The sequence below is a fragment of the Mucilaginibacter yixingensis genome (genome assembly GCF_041080815.1).
Classification (GTDB): Bacteria; Bacteroidota; Bacteroidia; order Sphingobacteriales; family Sphingobacteriaceae; genus Mucilaginibacter; species Mucilaginibacter yixingensis.
The window spans coordinates 4,216,846-4,233,737 of sequence record NZ_CP160205.1; the positions used below are offsets into that span (position 1 = coordinate 4,216,846).

Below are 16,892 nucleotides of genomic sequence, written 5' to 3' on the forward strand. Positions count from 1 at the left end.
GCCACATTAAGTAACCTATTTATGAAAAAAATATTTGTTTGTCAGATCTCAGCCCGCTACCGCCACGCCGCTTAACCAGGTCTGTATAAACGGCTCACTCGGGTCATGGTCTGCAGCTGGCTTTACCGAGGTAAAGTACTTATTCTCACGCGGGTCGCAGCCTACACCGGCAATAAATGCCCAGTTACCCCAGTTGCTGGCGGGTTGGTAATCAATGAGTTGTTCTTCGAAATAAGAAGCGCCTTTGGTCCAGTCTACCTTTAGCTCTTTTACCAGGAAGTTGGCCACCGTTTGGCGGCAATAGTTGCTGATATAGCCCGTAGCTTTTAACTCATGCATACAAGCATCAACAAACGGAACGCCGGTGGTACCGTTTTTCCACTGCTCAAATAACGCATGCTGATCTTTGCTTACTGCTGGGGCATCATCCCTGAAACCATCTGATTTAAAGAACTGGTTACCATACTTTTTGAACATAAAGCGAAAGTAATCGCGCCAAAGCAATTCCATCACCAACGAGTGGTTTTGCGTCTGCTCATGTTTTACAGCTTCCCAATACACCTGTCGCGGCGAGATGCAACCAAAGGCCATCCATGGCGATAGTTGCGAGCCATAGGTGGCGTTACGTACTACTTTGCCTGTGTTTGGTTTATGGGTAATAAAATAATTTTCGAGCCTATGTTTAGCTTCTGTTTCACCACCTGCAAAATGAAAATTATCACGGGGATCAGTCACCGGCTCGTCCAGGCCCAGATCAGTCAGGGTTGGGATCTCTCCGGGTTCATCAATCTGCGGTACAGGGATGTTTTCTGGTGCCGGGGCAATGTGCCTTACGGTGCTATCGCGCTCTACCTTCTTTTTAAAAACGGCAAAGCTATCGGGAATATCTTTAATGGGGAACGGCAGATCCTCTTTATGGTAAAGGGTATGGCCAATGAAATGCTTGAGGTTAAGCCTGATTTTCCACAACGCCGCTTCTACCTGCTCTGAAATACCGGTTTCTTCAAACGCTACCTCGCGGTGATGATAAACCTCGTTCACCTGAAATTGCTGTGCCAGTTGCGTGATCACCTCGGCAGGGTTACCGGTGCGTACCAGTAACTCAGCACCCATGGCCCGCAAATTATCGCGCAGATTAGCTACCGACTCCAGCAAAAATTTAGCCCTAACGTTTCCGGTCTTTAACGTACCAGAAGCGGTGGTTCTGAAGTAGAAAGGATCAAAACAATAAACAGGCAATACTTTGTCGGCCCTGCGTGAAGCTTCCAGCAAAATCTCGTTGTCCTCTATCCGCAGGTCATTTCTGAACCAAACAAGTATTGTTTTTTCACTCATAGTTTATAGCGTGCAGCAGAAAATCCAACTAAGTTACAAAAAACAGGACTATCGCACCCGCTTCTGCTACCGTTGTACCAACATTTTGACACCGGGGCTACATTCATCAGTTTCCTCTCGTCATGCTGAACTTGTTTCAGCACCCCACATGCCAAGCTATTGTGTGGAACCTGCCCTGTGGGGTCCCGAAACAAGTTCGGGATGACCTGTTAGTAGTTGCGATGTACCTTACGCCGTCTTCGCCTCGCTCTTCACCTCCATAGTTCCGTCGGCATCAGCCTGATGAATATCGTTTAAGCCCAGTGGCAATAAGTTCTTTGTTTTGAAGAAAGTAAAGGATACGATGAAGATGGTCATACACCCGCCAAACAGAACCGCCGGAACGGTACCTAGATATTTAGCGGCCATACCCGATTCAAAATCGCCAATCTCATTTGATGACCCGATAAACATCTGGTTAACAGACGATACCCGGCCTCGCATATGATCTGGCGTTAAAAGCTGCATCAGCGTACTACGAATAATTACGCTCACACTATCAAAAGCGCCCTGCATAAACATGCAGAATACCGATAGGTAAAATATCCGTGAAAGACCAAACCCTATAATGGCCAAACCAAAGCCGGTAACGGCAATGAGCAGGTTACGCCACGGGTGATTCATTGGTGAAAAGCGCACCATGGCAATCATGGTAATGGCCGCACCTAATGACATGGCCGTACGCATAATACCTGCCCCTTCCGGGCCAACTTTTAAAATATCCAGCGCAAACACCGGCAACAGGGCTACTACGCCGCCGAAGAACACCGAGAAAAGATCGAGCGTCATGGCGTAGAACATCATTTTGTTGTTGAATACAAAATGCAAACCTTCTTTCAGGCTGGTCCAGATATCCTCTTTCGGCACAAAAACCGGCGGGTATTTGCGCAGTCTGTAGATCAACACCAGTGCAATGAGCAGGAATACTTGAATGATACCAAATGTAGCGGTGATGCCTGTTAAACCCGAAGAAATATGAGGAGCATAGGCATACACAAACATAGCCGTTGCAGGGCCTAATATAGCCGCAATTTGAAATGATGAACTGCTGAGCGTACTGGCTTTGGGATACAACTCTTTAGGAATACTCTGCGCATAAACCGTAAACGTAGCCGGACCGTAAAATGCCCGTGCAACCCCATTACCAAATATCATGGCATACAAAATGGGCAACACCCAGCCAGTTTTGATGTAAGCATGTACACTGCTTAGTGTAGCCGTAAACATCACCAGTGCGCAAAAGAAAACACCGCCAAAGATAAGCAGGAGCATTTTACGCTTCTCGTACTTATCGGCAATATAACCGCCGTATAATGCTATACCCACGGCAGGAATAGCTTCACCCAGCCCCACAAAGGCCAGAGCTACTTTACTATGCGTAATCTCATAAATGTAGAAACCGAGTACGGTGGTTTGCATCATGTAGGCAAACGTAAAAAAGAAACGCATACCTAAATATGACCGGAAATCTTTATAGCGCAGTGGCGCAAACCGGTCTTCCTGTTGTGGGGTACTATCTCCTTCGCCTGACACGTAATTATACTTTTTTGTTGTGCGGCAAAGTTACGGGCTTTTAACAAAAATGAAAAGTTTGAACCAGGATTAAACGAATTTATGAGATTAATGTGAACCAGGATTAAAAGATTTTTAAGATTTGCAGGATTTCTAAACTAAAGGCCGTAGCCTTTTGTGTTCTTTGGTCATGCTGAACTTGTTTCAGCACCCCACATGCATAGTGAACGCTTTGCTAACTCGTATGATGGGGTCCCGAAACAAGTTCGGGATGACGAAGAATAATTTTTAACTTTTAAATTACCCACCCCTTAGGATATCTTATCCCAACTCAAACCGGCTTTGCCTTTCTGGAAAACCTGTTGTAGTACTTGATGCTCGGGTTGTGCCAGCGATGGGTCTTTTTCAAAGATTTGCTCTACCTCGGTGCGAGCCAGCAAGAGCAATTGCTGATCGGCAGCCAGATCGGCGAGTTTCAGGTCAACTACACCGCTTTGCTGGGTACCTTCAATATTACCCGGGCCACGGAGTTTCAGGTCGATCTCTGAGATCTCGAAGCCGTTATTGGTTTTCACCATGGTATCCAGGCGGATACGCCCATCATTGCTCAGTTTCTGGCTGCTCATCAGGATACAGTAAGATTGCTCAGCGCCTCTGCCTACCCTGCCCCGTAATTGGTGTAATTGCGACAAGCCGAACCGCTCAGCATTTTCTATAATCATTACCGAAGCGTTGGGTACGTTCACCCCAACCTCAATTACCGTGGTGGCCACCATAATGTGGGTTTCGCCTTTTACAAAGCGCTGCATTTCAAAATCTTTATCAGCAGCCGAGAGTTTGCCATGCACAATGCTGATGCGATATTGCGGCAACGGAAACTCGCGCGACATTACTTCGATGCCGTCCTCCAGATTCTTCAGATCAAGCTTTTCGCTTTCTTTAATCAGCGGATAAACCACATACACCTGACGGCCTTTTGCAATCTCCTGCTTCATAAAGCCGAACATGCGCAAGCGCTGGCTCTCGTAAAAATGCAGGGTTTCTATGGGTTTGCGTCCGGCAGGGAGCTCATCTATTACTGATACATCCAGATCGCCATACAAAGTCATAGCCAGCGTGCGGGGAATTGGTGTGGCGGTCATCACCAGCACATGTGGCGGAACGATGTTTTTGCGCCATAGCTTAGCACGTTGCTCTACACCAAAACGGTGCTGCTCATCAATTACCACAAAGCCCAGGTTTTTAAACTGCACGGCATCCTCAATCAGCGCATGGGTACCGAAGATGATATGCAGTGAGCCATCTTCCAATTGCTCATGAATCACCTTGCGGTTTTTCTTTGGTGTTGAACCGGTGAGCAAAGCGATATTAATAAAATCTTCCCCAATCAATTGCTTGATAGACAGATAATGCTGATTAGCCAGAATTTCCGTCGGCGCCATAAAGCAGGCCTGGAAACCGTTATCCAGCGCAAAAAGAATACTCATTAGCGCTACAATGGTTTTGCCGCTGCCCACATCGCCCTGTAACAGGCGGTTCATCTGCACGCCGCGCTGGGTATCCAGCCGAATTTCTTTCAATACCCGTTTTTGCGCACCGGTGAGCGGAAAAGGCAGCTTATGCTCGTAAAACTCGTTAAAGTAATGCCCCACTTTATCAAACACATTGCCCTTAAACTTATGGGTGCGGATGAGTTTATTACGCAGTAGTTTTAGCTGGATAATAAACAATTCTTCAAACTTGAGCCGATGTTGGGCCTCCTGTAAAGCGGCTGCATTCTCCGGGAAATGGATATGCCGGTAGGCATCTGCCCTGCCCATCAGCTTTAATTTATTGAGCAGATATAAGGGTAGGTTTTCTGGAATATCTTTCAGGTGCTGATCAATCAGATGCGCGGTCAGCTTCTGGATACCCTTGCTATCGAGCGAGAATTGCTTGAGCTTTTCTGTGGAGCTATAAACCGGCTGTAAGGTGGCGTTGCCTTTACGTTTGAGTGTCTCGGGCGAATAGGGCTCGATCTCGGGATGAGCCATCTGGGCCTTGCCGTTAAACTCGCCGGGCTTACCAAAGATGATGTAGGCCTTGCCGGGGATCAGGCTTTTCTCTACCCACTTAATCCCCTGAAACCATACCAGTTCAATAACGCCGGTATCATCATTGGCTTGTACCACCAATCGCTTGGTGTATTTTTCGCCCAGAATTTCTTTGCTTTTCAGGCGCACTATCAGCTGCACCAAAGGCATTTCGGGTTGGAGATCCCTAACCTTGTAGAATTTAGTACGGTCAATATGCCTGAATGGAAAATGCCGCAGCATATCCCAAAAAGTATAAATGCCGAACTCTTTTTTTAAAAGTTCTGCGCGCTGCGGACCAGTGCCTTTCAGGTATTCAACAGGTGTATCTAAAGGCGTATCCAACAGCGCGCAGTTTAGTTTTAGCCTACCAGTGCAATTACTGCAATTTCTACGTTTACGTTTTTAGGCAGGGCGGCAACCTGTACGGTTTCGCGGGCTGGAAATGGCTCGCTCATGTATGGCGCATAGGTTTCGTTCACGGCAGCAAAATCGCCCATATCTTTCAAAAAGATGGTAGTTTTTACCACGCGGCTAAAATCTGTACCGGCCTCGGTAAGGATCGCTTTCAGGTTTTCCATCACCTGGGCAGCCTCGGTACGGATGTCGTCCATTACCAACTCGCCGGTAGCAGGGTTTATGGCCACCTGACCAGAAACGAAAAGAAAGCCATTGGCTGCAATAGCCTGGCTGTATGGACCGATTGGGGCTGGCGCATTGGCGCTAACGATGTTTTTCATGATTGTGTTGTAGTCGGGGTTCGGTCCGAAAGTCGGGAAGACCGAAAGTCCGGAAGATGATTATTCAGTTAATTAATGTTCTTTTCTCCATAACTGACCACGAAGCTGATCTTCCGGACTTTCCGACTTCACGGACTTCCGGACCACGATCTACTTCTTCAAAATCAGCCATTGTATCAGCTTCCACAAAATACCCACAACGAACATAATAATGGCCGTTGCATTGATGATATGCATCACCTTCAAATTAAAACTGGTTGGCCTGTTCGGGTCTTTCTTACGGAAGAAGTACATATGGCAAATGTAGGAAAAAGTTAATGTTTCAAAGATGATAGTAAAGTGGTTTTGCGCCTGCGTTTATTGATAAAGCAGATCAATAGAATCAACAATGAATAAACACACCATATCTGTATATAGTAGAACCAATCTTCAATAAAGTAAGACAATACATGGTTTATATCCAATCTGCCTACCTCATAAAGAATTATATATTTATTAAGATAATAAAGCACCAACTGTGGAATAACAATAGCTAATGCGGCATAAACCGACTGCCTGAAACGTCTTAGCCAAAATAACTGAGGCAACAGTTGATAAGCTATAAGTTGCCCCCCAAGTGCCCACCAATACGCCCCCCTAGCCCGGTTGATGCTATATTGATAATACTCAGCACCCGAAAAATAAGCTAAATAGAATTCGTACACCATTATAGCTAAACTTAAAAGTGCGGCTATAAGCATCGCAACATTCACCGCAATTACCTGGGACCGTTTTTCAATTAACCTTTGTTTTAAATGCCAAATTATTAATAGCGCAGGCGCCGATAACAAGCTGCATTTAAAGACTGCTTGCGGTAGAAAATGAAAAATAAACTCAGCTAAACTATTACTACCCATTTACAAATTATTCTTAACCGGATATTGTAATTCATTGTCCGTTCCATCATCACCTCCCGGCCTTCGGGTAAACCGGCAAACTCTCATGCCCCTCCGCGTCTACACTCTGCACGGCGAAGAAGTAATTATCTTTGGAATATGCAGAAGTATACTCCGTCCCTGCCACAAAAAATTTCTTTTCCCAGTACGGACTGATTGTTTCACGCATCAGCACATAATAACCTGCTGGCTTGGGACCACTTTTAGGCGCTTCCCAATGCAGGGTACTTTTATTGGTTAAGCCCGACGTGCTCATCAGTACGCTCTGGGGTGATGCCGGGGCCGAGGCCAGATTAGCCAGTACCGAGAGATTCATGCGAGCGACTTTTTGGATATAGTTATAGTCGGCAAACTCGGGCAGGTCGCCATATTGGATACCTTTTTCGGTGCGCACATCCTGGTGTTGGTGAGTAAAATCCTCGTTCATCTCGGTGAAGCGTACCGCCGTGAAACCGTTTTGCAGAAAAGGCGTCTGGTCGCCGCCGCGCAGGTAACGGTCGCGGCGATAGATCATTTTTACATCCAGGTGGTCTACATAGCGCTCGGCAGTTTCTTTTACATAGCGGGCCAATTGTCGCGACGGGCTATCATTCTCGCCCCCGTTACCTACCAAACTGTTGATAGCCATAGCGGCGCGACGGGCATCTGTAGTATCCCCTTTTATAGCAATGGCCGTTGAGGGTACGCCCTCGCTGAATACCCGCACATGCGTATTATCCTTCAGATCATTATCCATGCCGTGGGTATTGCCTACAATATCATTGTTCAGCATGGCATCCACATTCCAATGGCCTTCTTTGGCCAGTTTGGCTACGTGGGTAGAACCGTTCAGGCCCTGCTCCTCGCCGGGTACCGTCATAAAAATAATGGTGGCGGGAAACTGATGTTTAGCCATCACCCGGCAAATCTCCATCGATACGGCCGTGCCAGAAGCATCATCAACCGCGCCGGGTTCAACCGCATTGGCATTCATCACATCGTTTACACGCGAATCATAATGACCGGAAACAATATAGATCCGGTTATCGCTCGGGTCAGCGCCTTTCAGCGTAGCCAGTATGTTTTTCAGTACCGTTGGCTTGTCTACCCGTCCACCTGCTGGTTGCACAAAGGCATCAAAGGCTACGGTCATACGACCGCCTGATGCCGCGGCATATTTTTCCAACTCGGCCTTAATCCAGTTTCGCGCCGCACCAATACCCTCGGTTTTACTGGTGGTATCACTCAGCGTATGGCGGGTTTTAAAGCTGACCAGCTTTTTTATAATAGCCTCGATGTTTTGAGAGGACACCTCGTCTACCATCTGTTTGATAACAGGATCTTGCCTGACAGTAGTTTGGGCCGATGCGGGCAGGGTGAGTAACGAAAGAAGTAAAATCTTGAGATATTTCATGCTTGTTTAGTTTCCTGTTCTCTAACCTTACGTCATTGTAAGGCACGAAGCAATCTCTTTACTTGCAAGATCTACATGCATGTCCGGTCATCCTCCGCAGAGATTGTTTCGTGCCTCACAATGACGTGACGAGTTTTAGCCATTACTCAGCTCCTTCTTCGCCCGCTACTTCCATCATCTTACCGGGTTGCTCAAAATTGCTGCGCACAAAATGGCACCAATCGCAATCGGGCTTGCCACAGCCGGTGGCGAAATCGTGCTTCTGGATACGATCATACACCTCAACAATCTGCGTACGCACGGTTTCTTCGTCTTCCGGGGTGATGATTACTTTTTCTTTGTGATACTCGCTCTCGGCAATTGGCTCAATGAAATCGAATATGGTGCCGGTAACCTGCCAGTCTTTACTACGATCATTATCAATCAGCAGTTTATAAAATACTGCCTGGCGCCAGTAATCACCGCCGATCGGGAAATCATCGTCGGGACGCAAGAATTTGTCTTTAGCGTTTTTGTATTTACCGGTTTTATAGTCGACAACCGTTACCTCTTTGCCATGAAACTCCACTTTATCCAGATTACCTTTTACAGGTACGCCGGCAATTTCCAGATTTTTGATGGGTAGCTCCACCAGGGCTACTTTATTCCAGTAAGGCACATTCAGGTCGTAGTACACGGGTAGAATCTTATCACCGTAATCACTGCGTAGTTTAAACTCTTCTTTGGTGAACGCGTCGCGGTTACGGTACATATAAACGTGAAAATCCTTCATAAAATCCTCCGTCGGCGGAAATTCCTCGTTATTATCCTGCAGTTTACGATAGGCGCGACGCAAGGCATCATGCGCAGCCGAACCAAACGTAGCAGCCGGGCTTTTGCCCGATGGTACCCTGATCAAACACTGGAAGTAAAACCTAAGCGGGCAATCTAAAAAATTACTCAGATGCGTTACCGACAATGTATAGTTTTGCAGCAACTGATCGATGTAGTTTTTATCCAGCAGTTCAACCTTCGGCTTATCATCCTCGCTAAACTGTGTGGCCATAAAATCAACCATATCATTGCTCGCCACCTGCGGGTGACTGATCTGCAATGGTGTAGCGGCCAATATCTCACCGATAAACTGCGACGCCTCCTGATCTTTCTCTTTTTTGTCTTTACCGTGGTATGATACCATTAGGCATTGCTTGGCACGCGTCAAGGCCACATAGAACAACCGGCGCGATTCTTCAATCTGCACGGAGTCGTCCGTCTTGGTTTGCATGAGTGTATCCGGCAAGCTAAAACCGCTGTTGCGGCCCTTGCTATCCCAGATCTTTTTGGTGCAACCAATCAAAAACACATGTTCAAACTCCAGACCTTTAGAGCCGTGAGCCGTCAGGAAGTTGACACCGTTATCAGCAAAAATGGTTCGATGCAATTCCAGACGAATGTTGTTCTCCTTCATCAGATCAATAGTATCGATGAACTGTTGCAGTGTAATCTCCGGGCTTTTGCGGCTTTCATCCTTCAAAAAATCAAAGAAGTTGGCCAGCATCTGCATGTAATGCCCCTTGTCAGGCTGTTTCATTACATACTTCAAGATACCCATTTTGTTAACCACCTGCTGGAAGAAACCTTGCAGCGTTAAGCTCACGGCATCTTTCAACAAATCATCAATGTGACGCATCAGGTAGCGCATCTCGTTATTAGGAGGGGCATCAAACAAACCAATCTGCGCAGGCACGCGCATTTCTGAAATATGCCTGCGCAGTGATGTTTTAGGCTGATTTTTGGTAATACTACTCCAATTTTCGCTAGCTACGGCCACGCTCGCTTTAGCAATATCAATGGGTGCGATGTCAAAAAAATCATAGTGCATCAGCTCAAAAAGACGGTCGTCGCCACTATAGGGCGACTCCAGTTCTGCTGCCAGATAGCGCAGAATACTCACCATCTTCTCGCCAAAGGGATCGCTGAAAATATCAATCTTACGCCGGGTGTTTACCGCAATCTTTTTGCTATGCAGGTAATTGATCAGCTCATCAGCCTGGCTATGGTTACGGTAAATAATCGCGATCTCGCCAGCAGGTGTTCCACCCTCAATTAACCGTTCAATCTGGTGGGCAATATCAACCACCTCCTGATCGGGGTTCTGATACTCGCGAATCACCGGCTCCACAGCCGATAATTCAAAGCGGGGGTGCGCCGCATTCAGGTTTTTATTGAGTTGCAGCTGGGCCGTTAAACGCTCCTTATTGTTATCAATCAGCACGCGAGAGATATCCAGAATATGCTGATTGGAGCGATAGTTCTCTTTCAGCACGATGGTTTTCAGTGTGCGCACATAGTCGCCGGCAAAATCCAGGATGTTCTTCATGTTGGCACCCTGAAAACGGAAGATAGACTGATCGTCATCGCCCACCACAAACACGTTTGGCGTTTCCCAATAGCTGATGATGAATTTTAGCAACTCGTTTTGCGAGCCGCTGGTATCTTGGAACTCGTCTACCAGCACATATTGGTAACGCTCCTGGTAACGCCGCAAAATGTCTTCATTCTCGCGAAAGGCACGCAGTACCCAGATAATCATGTCGTCATAATCATAACGGCTGCGGCGGCGCATTTTATTTTCATATTTGCTGTACTCACCAACGGCGGCCAGCAGTTTTTTCATTACTTCTGTTGCGGCGTCAATCTCCTTCTGCTTTGGGTCGCCCACCTTGATGCCTTTGGTGGCGTTGGCACGCTTGTACATAAACTCCTCACGGAAGGGTAGATCGGCCAGATATTCTTCTACCGCTTTGTTAATCATCGCCTCATCCCAGTTCTCGCGCTTGATAGACGAGAACAGGCTGCGCAGGCGAGGCACATCATAATAAATATCGCCCGTAAAACGCTTCAGCAGATGATCATTCGGAAACTCGTCCACCAACTCGCGGAACAGCATGGCCGATTCCAGGTCTGACAATGGCTCTAACGACAGCTTGCCGAAATACTCCAGGTTCTCCTGGATCACCTCGTTACAAAACGCGTGGAAAGTGTGTATATGGATACGATAAGCCTCCGGGCCAATAAACTCAAACAAGCGTTTTCGCATGGCCACGGCGCCGGCATCGGTATAGGTTAAACAGAGAATCTCGTTGGGCTGGGCATCAGTTTCCAGCAATATTTTGCCAATACGGGCCGCCAATATCTGGGTTTTGCCCGTACCAGGACCGGCAACAACCAGCACCGGACCATCCATTTTATTAACGGCGGCCAACTGCTCGGCGTTTAATCCGGCTAAAACATCATCAAACTTACGGCGGTATTTATCAGGAACAGATTGCATAGTGAATAGTAAAAATATAGAAAAGTTGTGGAACACGGAGGGAGTCCATCAAACGAAAGTGCACCTATTTAAAGTAACGATGAAATAGCCTCGTTCTTAAATGAAAGGTTCTTGACGATTATCAAAGAAAAAGAGAATCAACACAGCATCAAGACCTATTTCATAAAGCATAGAGGTTTGCTTGCTAATAACCGCGTGCCGAGTATTTGGTATCGATGATTCCTTGTATAAATAGGGGTTGGCTTCTATTAGTGTTATTTTTTGATGAGTTGCCAGGTAAAACTCCAGTGCAATTTCCTCACCCCATTTATTTTCAATCTGGGTTAAAATCGAGTCAAAAGTAAAATGAGCATTCTCGGTCCAAACTACCCGCATCCTATAAATGCTTATAATACTTAGGGTATTTTCCCATTACCTCATTGTGTGGAATAGTTTGTCCTTCTTCAACCTGCCTCCTGCTCTTCTCAACACCTTCTTTTACATAATCCGGCAAATCTAATGGTGAGTAATTTCCATGAACTTCCAACAATGTTTTAAGCTCCTTAAGCAGAATCTCATCTTCTATATCCAACACCCTTTTAGCTAGTGCTATTTTTTCTGTTTGAATGTCCATAATCAAATTTACGTTATTCTGATCCAAAATGAAAACCAACCCCAAAAGCAACTTTTCTAAAACTCAATATATCACAAAGCCGGCTCAACCACAATCCCAGCACCATTCGGGAAGAAGGCATTTACACTAACCGGCAGTTTGCCTTCGGCATTAATTTGTCCACAAATCACTTTGGCGGCGGCACGTTGCATAAAATCTTCTTTCTGATAGCAGGCCAGCAATGCCCCGCTTTTCTCGATGCCTGGCAAACCAGCAATGGTATACGGATTAGCAAAAACGCTGATGACCACATTTCGATATGAAGCTAGTTCGGCAATCATTAGTTTAAGGTTGCTGCTATAATCAAGCTTGCTGGCGGGGCGGGCGCGGGTATCATGAATGCCGACGATGATCTGATCAAAGCCTTTCAGCTGATTGAGGATGGCTCGCATTTCAGGCATCTGCACTTCTTTACCAATCATAAACTCTTTGCAGGGCATAAACACTTTGGCTAGTTCCTGCTGATAAACGGTTACGCCACTTGTACCGATGCTAACCAACGCAGTACGTTTTAACGGACTAAGATTACGAATAACCGAATCGCCACGCAGTAGCGTAACGGCTTTATCCGCCAGTTGCTGCTGCAGGGCGAGCGCGTCTGGGCGGTTCAAATCTTGAGCTAAACCCGTGGGATTTGCAGGTTTATAGATGGCCAGCCCAGCCCAGTATTTGGCGGCCAGTACTTTCCGAACTTTGGCGTCCAATTCTTCCGGAGCTATCTTGCCCTGACGGATGGCTTTCTTAATCATTTTAACCGCGCGGCAAGAGTTTTCAGACAGTTCAAGGATATCATTCCCAGCTATAAACGCACGTACGTCAGCTTCGCCATTAGGGAAATACTTGGTTACGCCTTTCATTTCCATGGCATCAGATACTATCAATCCTCTGAACTTTAAAGAGTCTTTCAACTCACCCGTGATGATGGGGCGAGAAAGCGTACTTGGCAAATTCTTGGTGCTATCCAGCGCCGGGATATTCATGTGTGCCACCATTACCCCACTAATACCAGCAGCGATGGCCTGACGGAAAGGATATTCTTCCAGCGAATCTAGTCGTGCTCGGTTAAAATTAAGCTGAGGTAGGTCAAGATGCGAGTCGGTCTCCGTATCGCCATGACCCGGGAAGTGCTTGGCCGTGGTAAGCAAGCCGCCGAGTTGCATTCCGTGCATATAGGCTATTCCCCTCTGCGCCACATTGTATTTGTTATCCCCAAACGAGCGGTAGTTGATTACCGGATTGTTAGGATTGTTATTAACATCCATATCAGGAGCAAAATTCATCTGTGCTCCTATCCGTTTAAAATCATAGGCCACATACTGTCCCATCTTGTAGATTAACGCGGTATCTTGAATTGCGCCCAGTGTCATTTGGTAAGGATAGGAAATCGTACTGTCTAAACGCATACCCAACCCCCACTCGCCATCCATGGCAATTAACAGTGGAATATGTGCCAGTTTCTGATAATTATTGGTAAGATTTAGCTGTCTGCCCGGCCCTCCTTGAAAGAAAACCAATCCGCCAACCTGCTCTTTTGCAATCACTTTACCTACAGAGTCTTCATAAGCCCTACCCCGGTTGGTATGTGCGCGAACAAAAAATAACTGCTCCACCTTACGCTTGCGGCTCAGCTTATTAAAAACCGAATCTACCCAATGGTTCTGCTCATCAAGCGTAGTAATATAACCCTGACGTTGCGCAAAGACATTCAATACCAACAGATTAAAAAGCAACAACAGGACAGCGGTGGCAAATTTTTTCATAAGCATCAAAAGTAATTTTTAAACAGTAAAAGCGGCAAAGGGTTGCACTCAAAATATTTTTTATAAACAGAATAAACCTTTGCCAACAACCAGCATCTATAGCTTATAACTATCAAAAGTTAACGTATATGAAAAAATTGACCTTTTTTGCAATATTGCTGCTCATGGTAGCAGCAGGGACAGTAAACGCGCAGATGCGCCGTTACCCTCCTCCACGTCGTTACCCGCCAGCACGTACAACCTATCGCAGGCCGGTCGACGATTTTTATCGCGTAAAATTCGGCATCGTAGCAGGTGCCAATATTTCAAACATTGTTAATATCAACAACTCCAACTTTAATACCAATACTATTGTGGGTTGGAATGTGGGCGCCAGTTTAGATATTCCAATCGTGCGTCCGTTAAGCTTTGAGGGCGAAGTACTATTCTCTCAAAAAGGCTACAAAGCCTACACCGCCGATGGCGATTTTACCCAACGCACCAACTGGATTGATGTGCCTTTGCTGGCCAAAATTCAACTGGCGCCGGCGTTTAACCTGGTTGTTGGTCCGCAGATTTCGTTCCTCACATCAACGCAAAACACCTACCGCTCGGGCTTCAACAGCGTGTCTGAGCAGATCTATACCCGCGATGCTGACGGCTTTAACAAAAGCCTGGTGGGTGGTGTAATTGGTGTAGGTATTGATCTGAGCCCGAACGTAGAGCTGCGTGGCCGTTATACGCTCGATTTACAGAACAACTCATCAGACGGCGCTACTTATCCAGACTACCGCAACCAGGTTTTCCAGGTAGGCCTTGGGTTTAAGTTTTAACAATATAATTACCTAAAGAAACAGGGAAGGGCAAACGCGTTTTGCCCTTCCCTGTTTTCTGCTTGCTAAAGAAAGCGTACTTTTGCCATCGTTAAACAATGATATCAGCCTACTTTTAAACTGGTACCACAAACTACTAATCTCCGTTAAAATATAAAAACACCGATTTTTAACGGTTTCCAAGTTGAATTGCCCTTTTAGGGACTAACATTTGCCCATGCAGAATTTAATTGATGAAAAGCCATCAAAAAAAAATTATGATTTTATAGATCACATCCGTTGTCTGGCCATGATGAGCATTGTTTTTGAACATTGCTTTGGCGATAGGAAATTCCCAATGTTTTCTGATAAATTCTGGGTTTACCTCAGTTGGGTAGAACTTACAAAATTTGGCACTGTTGCATTCTTTTTACTGGCCGGCTTTCTTATCAGCGATAAGTTTACCGATTATACCCCTTCGCAATATTTAAAACGCCGGTTTTCAACCACTTTTGGGCCCTGGTTATTTTGGTCTGTAATGTTTAATATATTCATGGTGATTACGCTGCACATTACCGAAGGCATGTACCATGATGGCCGGTTTACCCTTGCCCATATTCTTGAGAATATTAAAATCACCTACTTCTATACCAATTATTGGTTTATCATCAACTTTATGGTAAGTATTACCATTCTGCTCATTTTTAAACGTTACCTCTACTCAAAGGTATTTGGCAGCGTACTGTTGGCTTTTACCTTGTTTTATTGCGTCAACATTCATTATGAGTGGATAGATCCCAGCCATACGGTTGCCATTATGGGGTTCATCTTTTTCCTTTGGCTCGGGGCACAACTGCGCAAGCACTGGACACCAATTAATCAATGGATAGAAGGCATACCTTACACAGCCCTCTTTATTGCCCTTATTATTGTGCTCGGGCTATCTATGTATGAAACTATAGCTCTTATGCACCACGGCAGCCGCGACCCTTACAACACGCTTCGTTTTAGCGCAGTAGTATACGCTTTACTGTTTTTCATGCTGCTGCTTAAATACAAAAAATTCAGTGGGTTGAATTACCTGAAGCCGCGGCAAACTACATACGGTATTTACCTCATTCACTATATCATTTTCACCTATCTGCTTAATGAAATATTAATGCACTTGCCTATTGATGAGAATAGCCTGTCGGCAGCGGGCTTTGCACTTTACCGCATATTTGCATTTGTTATTGTTTACACTATTACCTGGATTGTAGTAACGCTAATCAATAAAACACCACTTAAAGTTCTGGTAGGAAATTAGCTTTTAGCAGATTTCCACCAGCGTTTTATGCGCGCTGATAATCTTTTATTTCTGCGTTTACGTTTCTCTACATCAAAATCCTGAAACAGCGTACGGCTGTCCGCATCTTTTTGAGGCAATATAAATAACGGATGTGTTATAGCACCGGTTAAGGGCTGAAGCGGAATATTACTGTTTGGGTTTTCTGCCGACAAGGTATGCGTGGCACCTTCGCCAAATCCGATATTACAGATCAGGTTCTGATTAGGAATGATTGACAGTCTGTTATTAAAGAAATCCAGAAAGGTAAGCTGATAATCCCAGGTATCTATTTTTCCGGCTTTTAACTCTTTAAAAATGTGCAGCCAGGTTTCATTAACCAATGGCTCTGCAAATATTTTTGGCAGGGCTAGTTTTACCTGTTCTGTATCATAACGAGCCAGCTCTTTGTCGTAATCTTTCCATACCCTGCGCCAACTGGCCCAGCCCCAAATGTGTGTAAGGTTAGAAAAATAATAAGTGGCAGTGCCATATTTTTGCCCATATTGTAAGTTACAGCCGCTTATAATACTAACGCGTGTATCTGTACGATAAAGCGCCAGCAAAGTATCGCAGAAATGAAAAAAGCTATTATCTGGCAGGCAATCATCTTCCAATATAATCCCCTCTTCTTCATTTTCAAAAAACCAGGTAACGGCAGAAGAAACGGCATCCTTACAACCCATATTTGTTGCCCTGAATAGCGTAAAAACCTGGCACGGCCAATCTATAGCCTGCGCTATCTGCCGGGCTTCCATACATCTTTCTTCTTCACCCTCACGATCTTTACGCGGGCCATCGGCTGCTATGTATAAACGGGGCGGCTGTGCCTGACGGATCTCTTCAAATACACGGCGAGTAGTATCCGGCCTGTTAAACACAACAAATAGTACTGCCGATTGGGTTTGATATGGGTTTGATTGCGATATGCTCATTGAAACAAAAATGATGAATAAATCAACCTTAAAGAAATAAACAGGGCATTAATTACTCCCCGGATAACTAAACAGACCTATAATTTATGCG

The 16,892-nt window shown here is 45.6% G+C and carries 14 protein-coding genes; 2 read left to right on the plus strand and 12 right to left on the minus strand.

The features are described 5' to 3' along the window. Nucleotides 1-48: 48 nt before the first annotated feature. The 11 genes from ABZR88_RS17230 to ABZR88_RS17280 all read right to left on the minus strand — a co-directional run bounded on the left by ABZR88_RS17230 (nucleotide 49) and on the right by ABZR88_RS17280 (nucleotide 13,751). The gene (locus tag ABZR88_RS17230; protein WP_107827210.1) at nucleotides 49-1,335 is read right to left on the minus strand and encodes a DASH family cryptochrome; all 1,287 of its coding nucleotides are present in this window, start codon (nucleotides 1,333-1,335) and stop codon (nucleotides 49-51) included. Between the two features lie 228 nt (nucleotides 1,336-1,563). After that, nucleotides 1,564-2,907, minus strand: a complete 1,344-nt coding sequence (locus tag ABZR88_RS17235) for an MFS transporter (RefSeq protein WP_245916995.1) — start codon at nucleotides 2,905-2,907, stop codon at nucleotides 1,564-1,566. A 290-nt stretch (nucleotides 2,908-3,197) separates the two neighbouring features. Next, nucleotides 3,198-5,306 (minus strand): ATP-dependent DNA helicase RecG, encoded by a 2,109-nt coding sequence (recG, locus tag ABZR88_RS17240; protein ID WP_107827211.1) that lies wholly within the window; start codon nucleotides 5,304-5,306, stop codon nucleotides 3,198-3,200. A gap of 14 nt (nucleotides 5,307-5,320) precedes the next feature. After that, on the minus strand, nucleotides 5,321-5,698 hold the full coding sequence (locus ABZR88_RS17245; protein ID WP_107827212.1) for a RidA family protein: 378 nt from the start codon (nucleotides 5,696-5,698) through the stop codon (nucleotides 5,321-5,323). Between the two features lie 150 nt (nucleotides 5,699-5,848). Next, the gene (locus ABZR88_RS17250) at nucleotides 5,849-5,992 is read right to left on the minus strand and encodes a DUF6728 family protein (protein ID WP_170113544.1); all 144 of its coding nucleotides are present in this window, start codon (nucleotides 5,990-5,992) and stop codon (nucleotides 5,849-5,851) included. Nucleotides 5,993-6,012: 20 nt separating this feature from the next. Continuing rightward, nucleotides 6,013-6,594: a hypothetical protein gene (locus ABZR88_RS17255; RefSeq protein ID WP_107827213.1), complete on the minus strand. Its 582-nt coding sequence runs from the start codon at nucleotides 6,592-6,594 to the stop codon at nucleotides 6,013-6,015. Between the two features lie 49 nt (nucleotides 6,595-6,643). Beyond that, the gene (locus ABZR88_RS17260; protein ID WP_107827214.1) at nucleotides 6,644-8,026 is read right to left on the minus strand and encodes a M28 family peptidase; all 1,383 of its coding nucleotides are present in this window, start codon (nucleotides 8,024-8,026) and stop codon (nucleotides 6,644-6,646) included. Nucleotides 8,027-8,168: 142 nt separating this feature from the next. Then, the gene (locus ABZR88_RS17265) at nucleotides 8,169-11,339 is read right to left on the minus strand and encodes an ATP-dependent DNA helicase (protein WP_107827215.1); all 3,171 of its coding nucleotides are present in this window, start codon (nucleotides 11,337-11,339) and stop codon (nucleotides 8,169-8,171) included. A 96-nt stretch (nucleotides 11,340-11,435) separates the two neighbouring features. Beyond that, on the minus strand, nucleotides 11,436-11,714 hold the full coding sequence (locus tag ABZR88_RS17270; protein ID WP_107827216.1) for a type II toxin-antitoxin system RelE/ParE family toxin: 279 nt from the start codon (nucleotides 11,712-11,714) through the stop codon (nucleotides 11,436-11,438). A 1-nt stretch (nucleotide 11,715) separates the two neighbouring features. Next, entirely contained in the window at nucleotides 11,716-11,952 is a 237-nt protein-coding gene (locus ABZR88_RS17275) for a hypothetical protein (RefSeq protein ID WP_146166475.1), read from the minus strand. 71 nt (nucleotides 11,953-12,023) lie between these two features. After that, complete coding sequence (locus ABZR88_RS17280) at nucleotides 12,024-13,751, minus strand: glycoside hydrolase family 3 N-terminal domain-containing protein (RefSeq protein WP_342748737.1); 1,728 nt, start codon at nucleotides 13,749-13,751, stop codon at nucleotides 12,024-12,026. 128 nt (nucleotides 13,752-13,879) lie between these two features. Between ABZR88_RS17280 and ABZR88_RS17285 the strand changes: the two genes are divergently transcribed. Both ABZR88_RS17285 and ABZR88_RS17290 read left to right on the plus strand, forming a co-directional pair. After that, nucleotides 13,880-14,563 (plus strand): porin family protein, encoded by a 684-nt coding sequence (locus ABZR88_RS17285; RefSeq protein ID WP_245916996.1) that lies wholly within the window; start codon nucleotides 13,880-13,882, stop codon nucleotides 14,561-14,563. A 217-nt stretch (nucleotides 14,564-14,780) separates the two neighbouring features. After that, the gene (locus tag ABZR88_RS17290) at nucleotides 14,781-15,848 is read left to right on the plus strand and encodes an acyltransferase (protein WP_107827219.1); all 1,068 of its coding nucleotides are present in this window, start codon (nucleotides 14,781-14,783) and stop codon (nucleotides 15,846-15,848) included. On the opposite strand, the gene ABZR88_RS17295 is transcribed toward ABZR88_RS17290, so the two are convergent. Beyond that, nucleotides 15,845-16,801: a nucleotide-diphospho-sugar transferase gene (locus ABZR88_RS17295; protein WP_107827220.1), complete on the minus strand. Its 957-nt coding sequence runs from the start codon at nucleotides 16,799-16,801 to the stop codon at nucleotides 15,845-15,847. The two genes, ABZR88_RS17290 and ABZR88_RS17295, sit on opposite strands and share 4 nt — an antisense overlap. Nucleotides 16,802-16,892 lie beyond the last annotated feature (91 nt).

Excerpts from the sequence above, each read along its gene's own strand:
- ABZR88_RS17250 (WP_170113544.1), bottom strand. The coding sequence starts at position 5,992 with ATGTACTTCTTCCGTAAGAAAGACCCGAACAGGCCAACCAGTTTTAAT.
- ABZR88_RS17245 (WP_107827212.1), bottom strand. The coding sequence starts at position 5,698 with ATGAAAAACATCGTTAGCGCCAATGCGCCAGCCCCAATCGGTCCATAC.
- ABZR88_RS17265 (WP_107827215.1), bottom strand. The coding sequence starts at position 11,339 with ATGCAATCTGTTCCTGATAAATACCGCCGTAAGTTTGATGATGTTTTA.
- ABZR88_RS17230 (WP_107827210.1), bottom strand. The coding sequence starts at position 1,335 with ATGAGTGAAAAAACAATACTTGTTTGGTTCAGAAATGACCTGCGGATA.
- ABZR88_RS17295 (WP_107827220.1), bottom strand. The coding sequence starts at position 16,801 with ATGAGCATATCGCAATCAAACCCATATCAAACCCAATCGGCAGTACTA.
- ABZR88_RS17275 (WP_146166475.1), bottom strand. The coding sequence starts at position 11,952 with ATGGACATTCAAACAGAAAAAATAGCACTAGCTAAAAGGGTGTTGGAT.
- ABZR88_RS17280 (WP_342748737.1), bottom strand. The coding sequence starts at position 13,751 with ATGAAAAAATTTGCCACCGCTGTCCTGTTGTTGCTTTTTAATCTGTTG.
- ABZR88_RS17260 (WP_107827214.1), bottom strand. The coding sequence starts at position 8,026 with ATGAAATATCTCAAGATTTTACTTCTTTCGTTACTCACCCTGCCCGCA.
- ABZR88_RS17285 (WP_245916996.1), top strand. The coding sequence starts at position 13,880 with ATGAAAAAATTGACCTTTTTTGCAATATTGCTGCTCATGGTAGCAGCA.
- ABZR88_RS17270 (WP_107827216.1), bottom strand. The coding sequence starts at position 11,714 with ATGCGGGTAGTTTGGACCGAGAATGCTCATTTTACTTTTGACTCGATT.
- ABZR88_RS17255 (WP_107827213.1), bottom strand. The coding sequence starts at position 6,594 with ATGGGTAGTAATAGTTTAGCTGAGTTTATTTTTCATTTTCTACCGCAA.
- ABZR88_RS17290 (WP_107827219.1), top strand. The coding sequence starts at position 14,781 with ATGCAGAATTTAATTGATGAAAAGCCATCAAAAAAAAATTATGATTTT.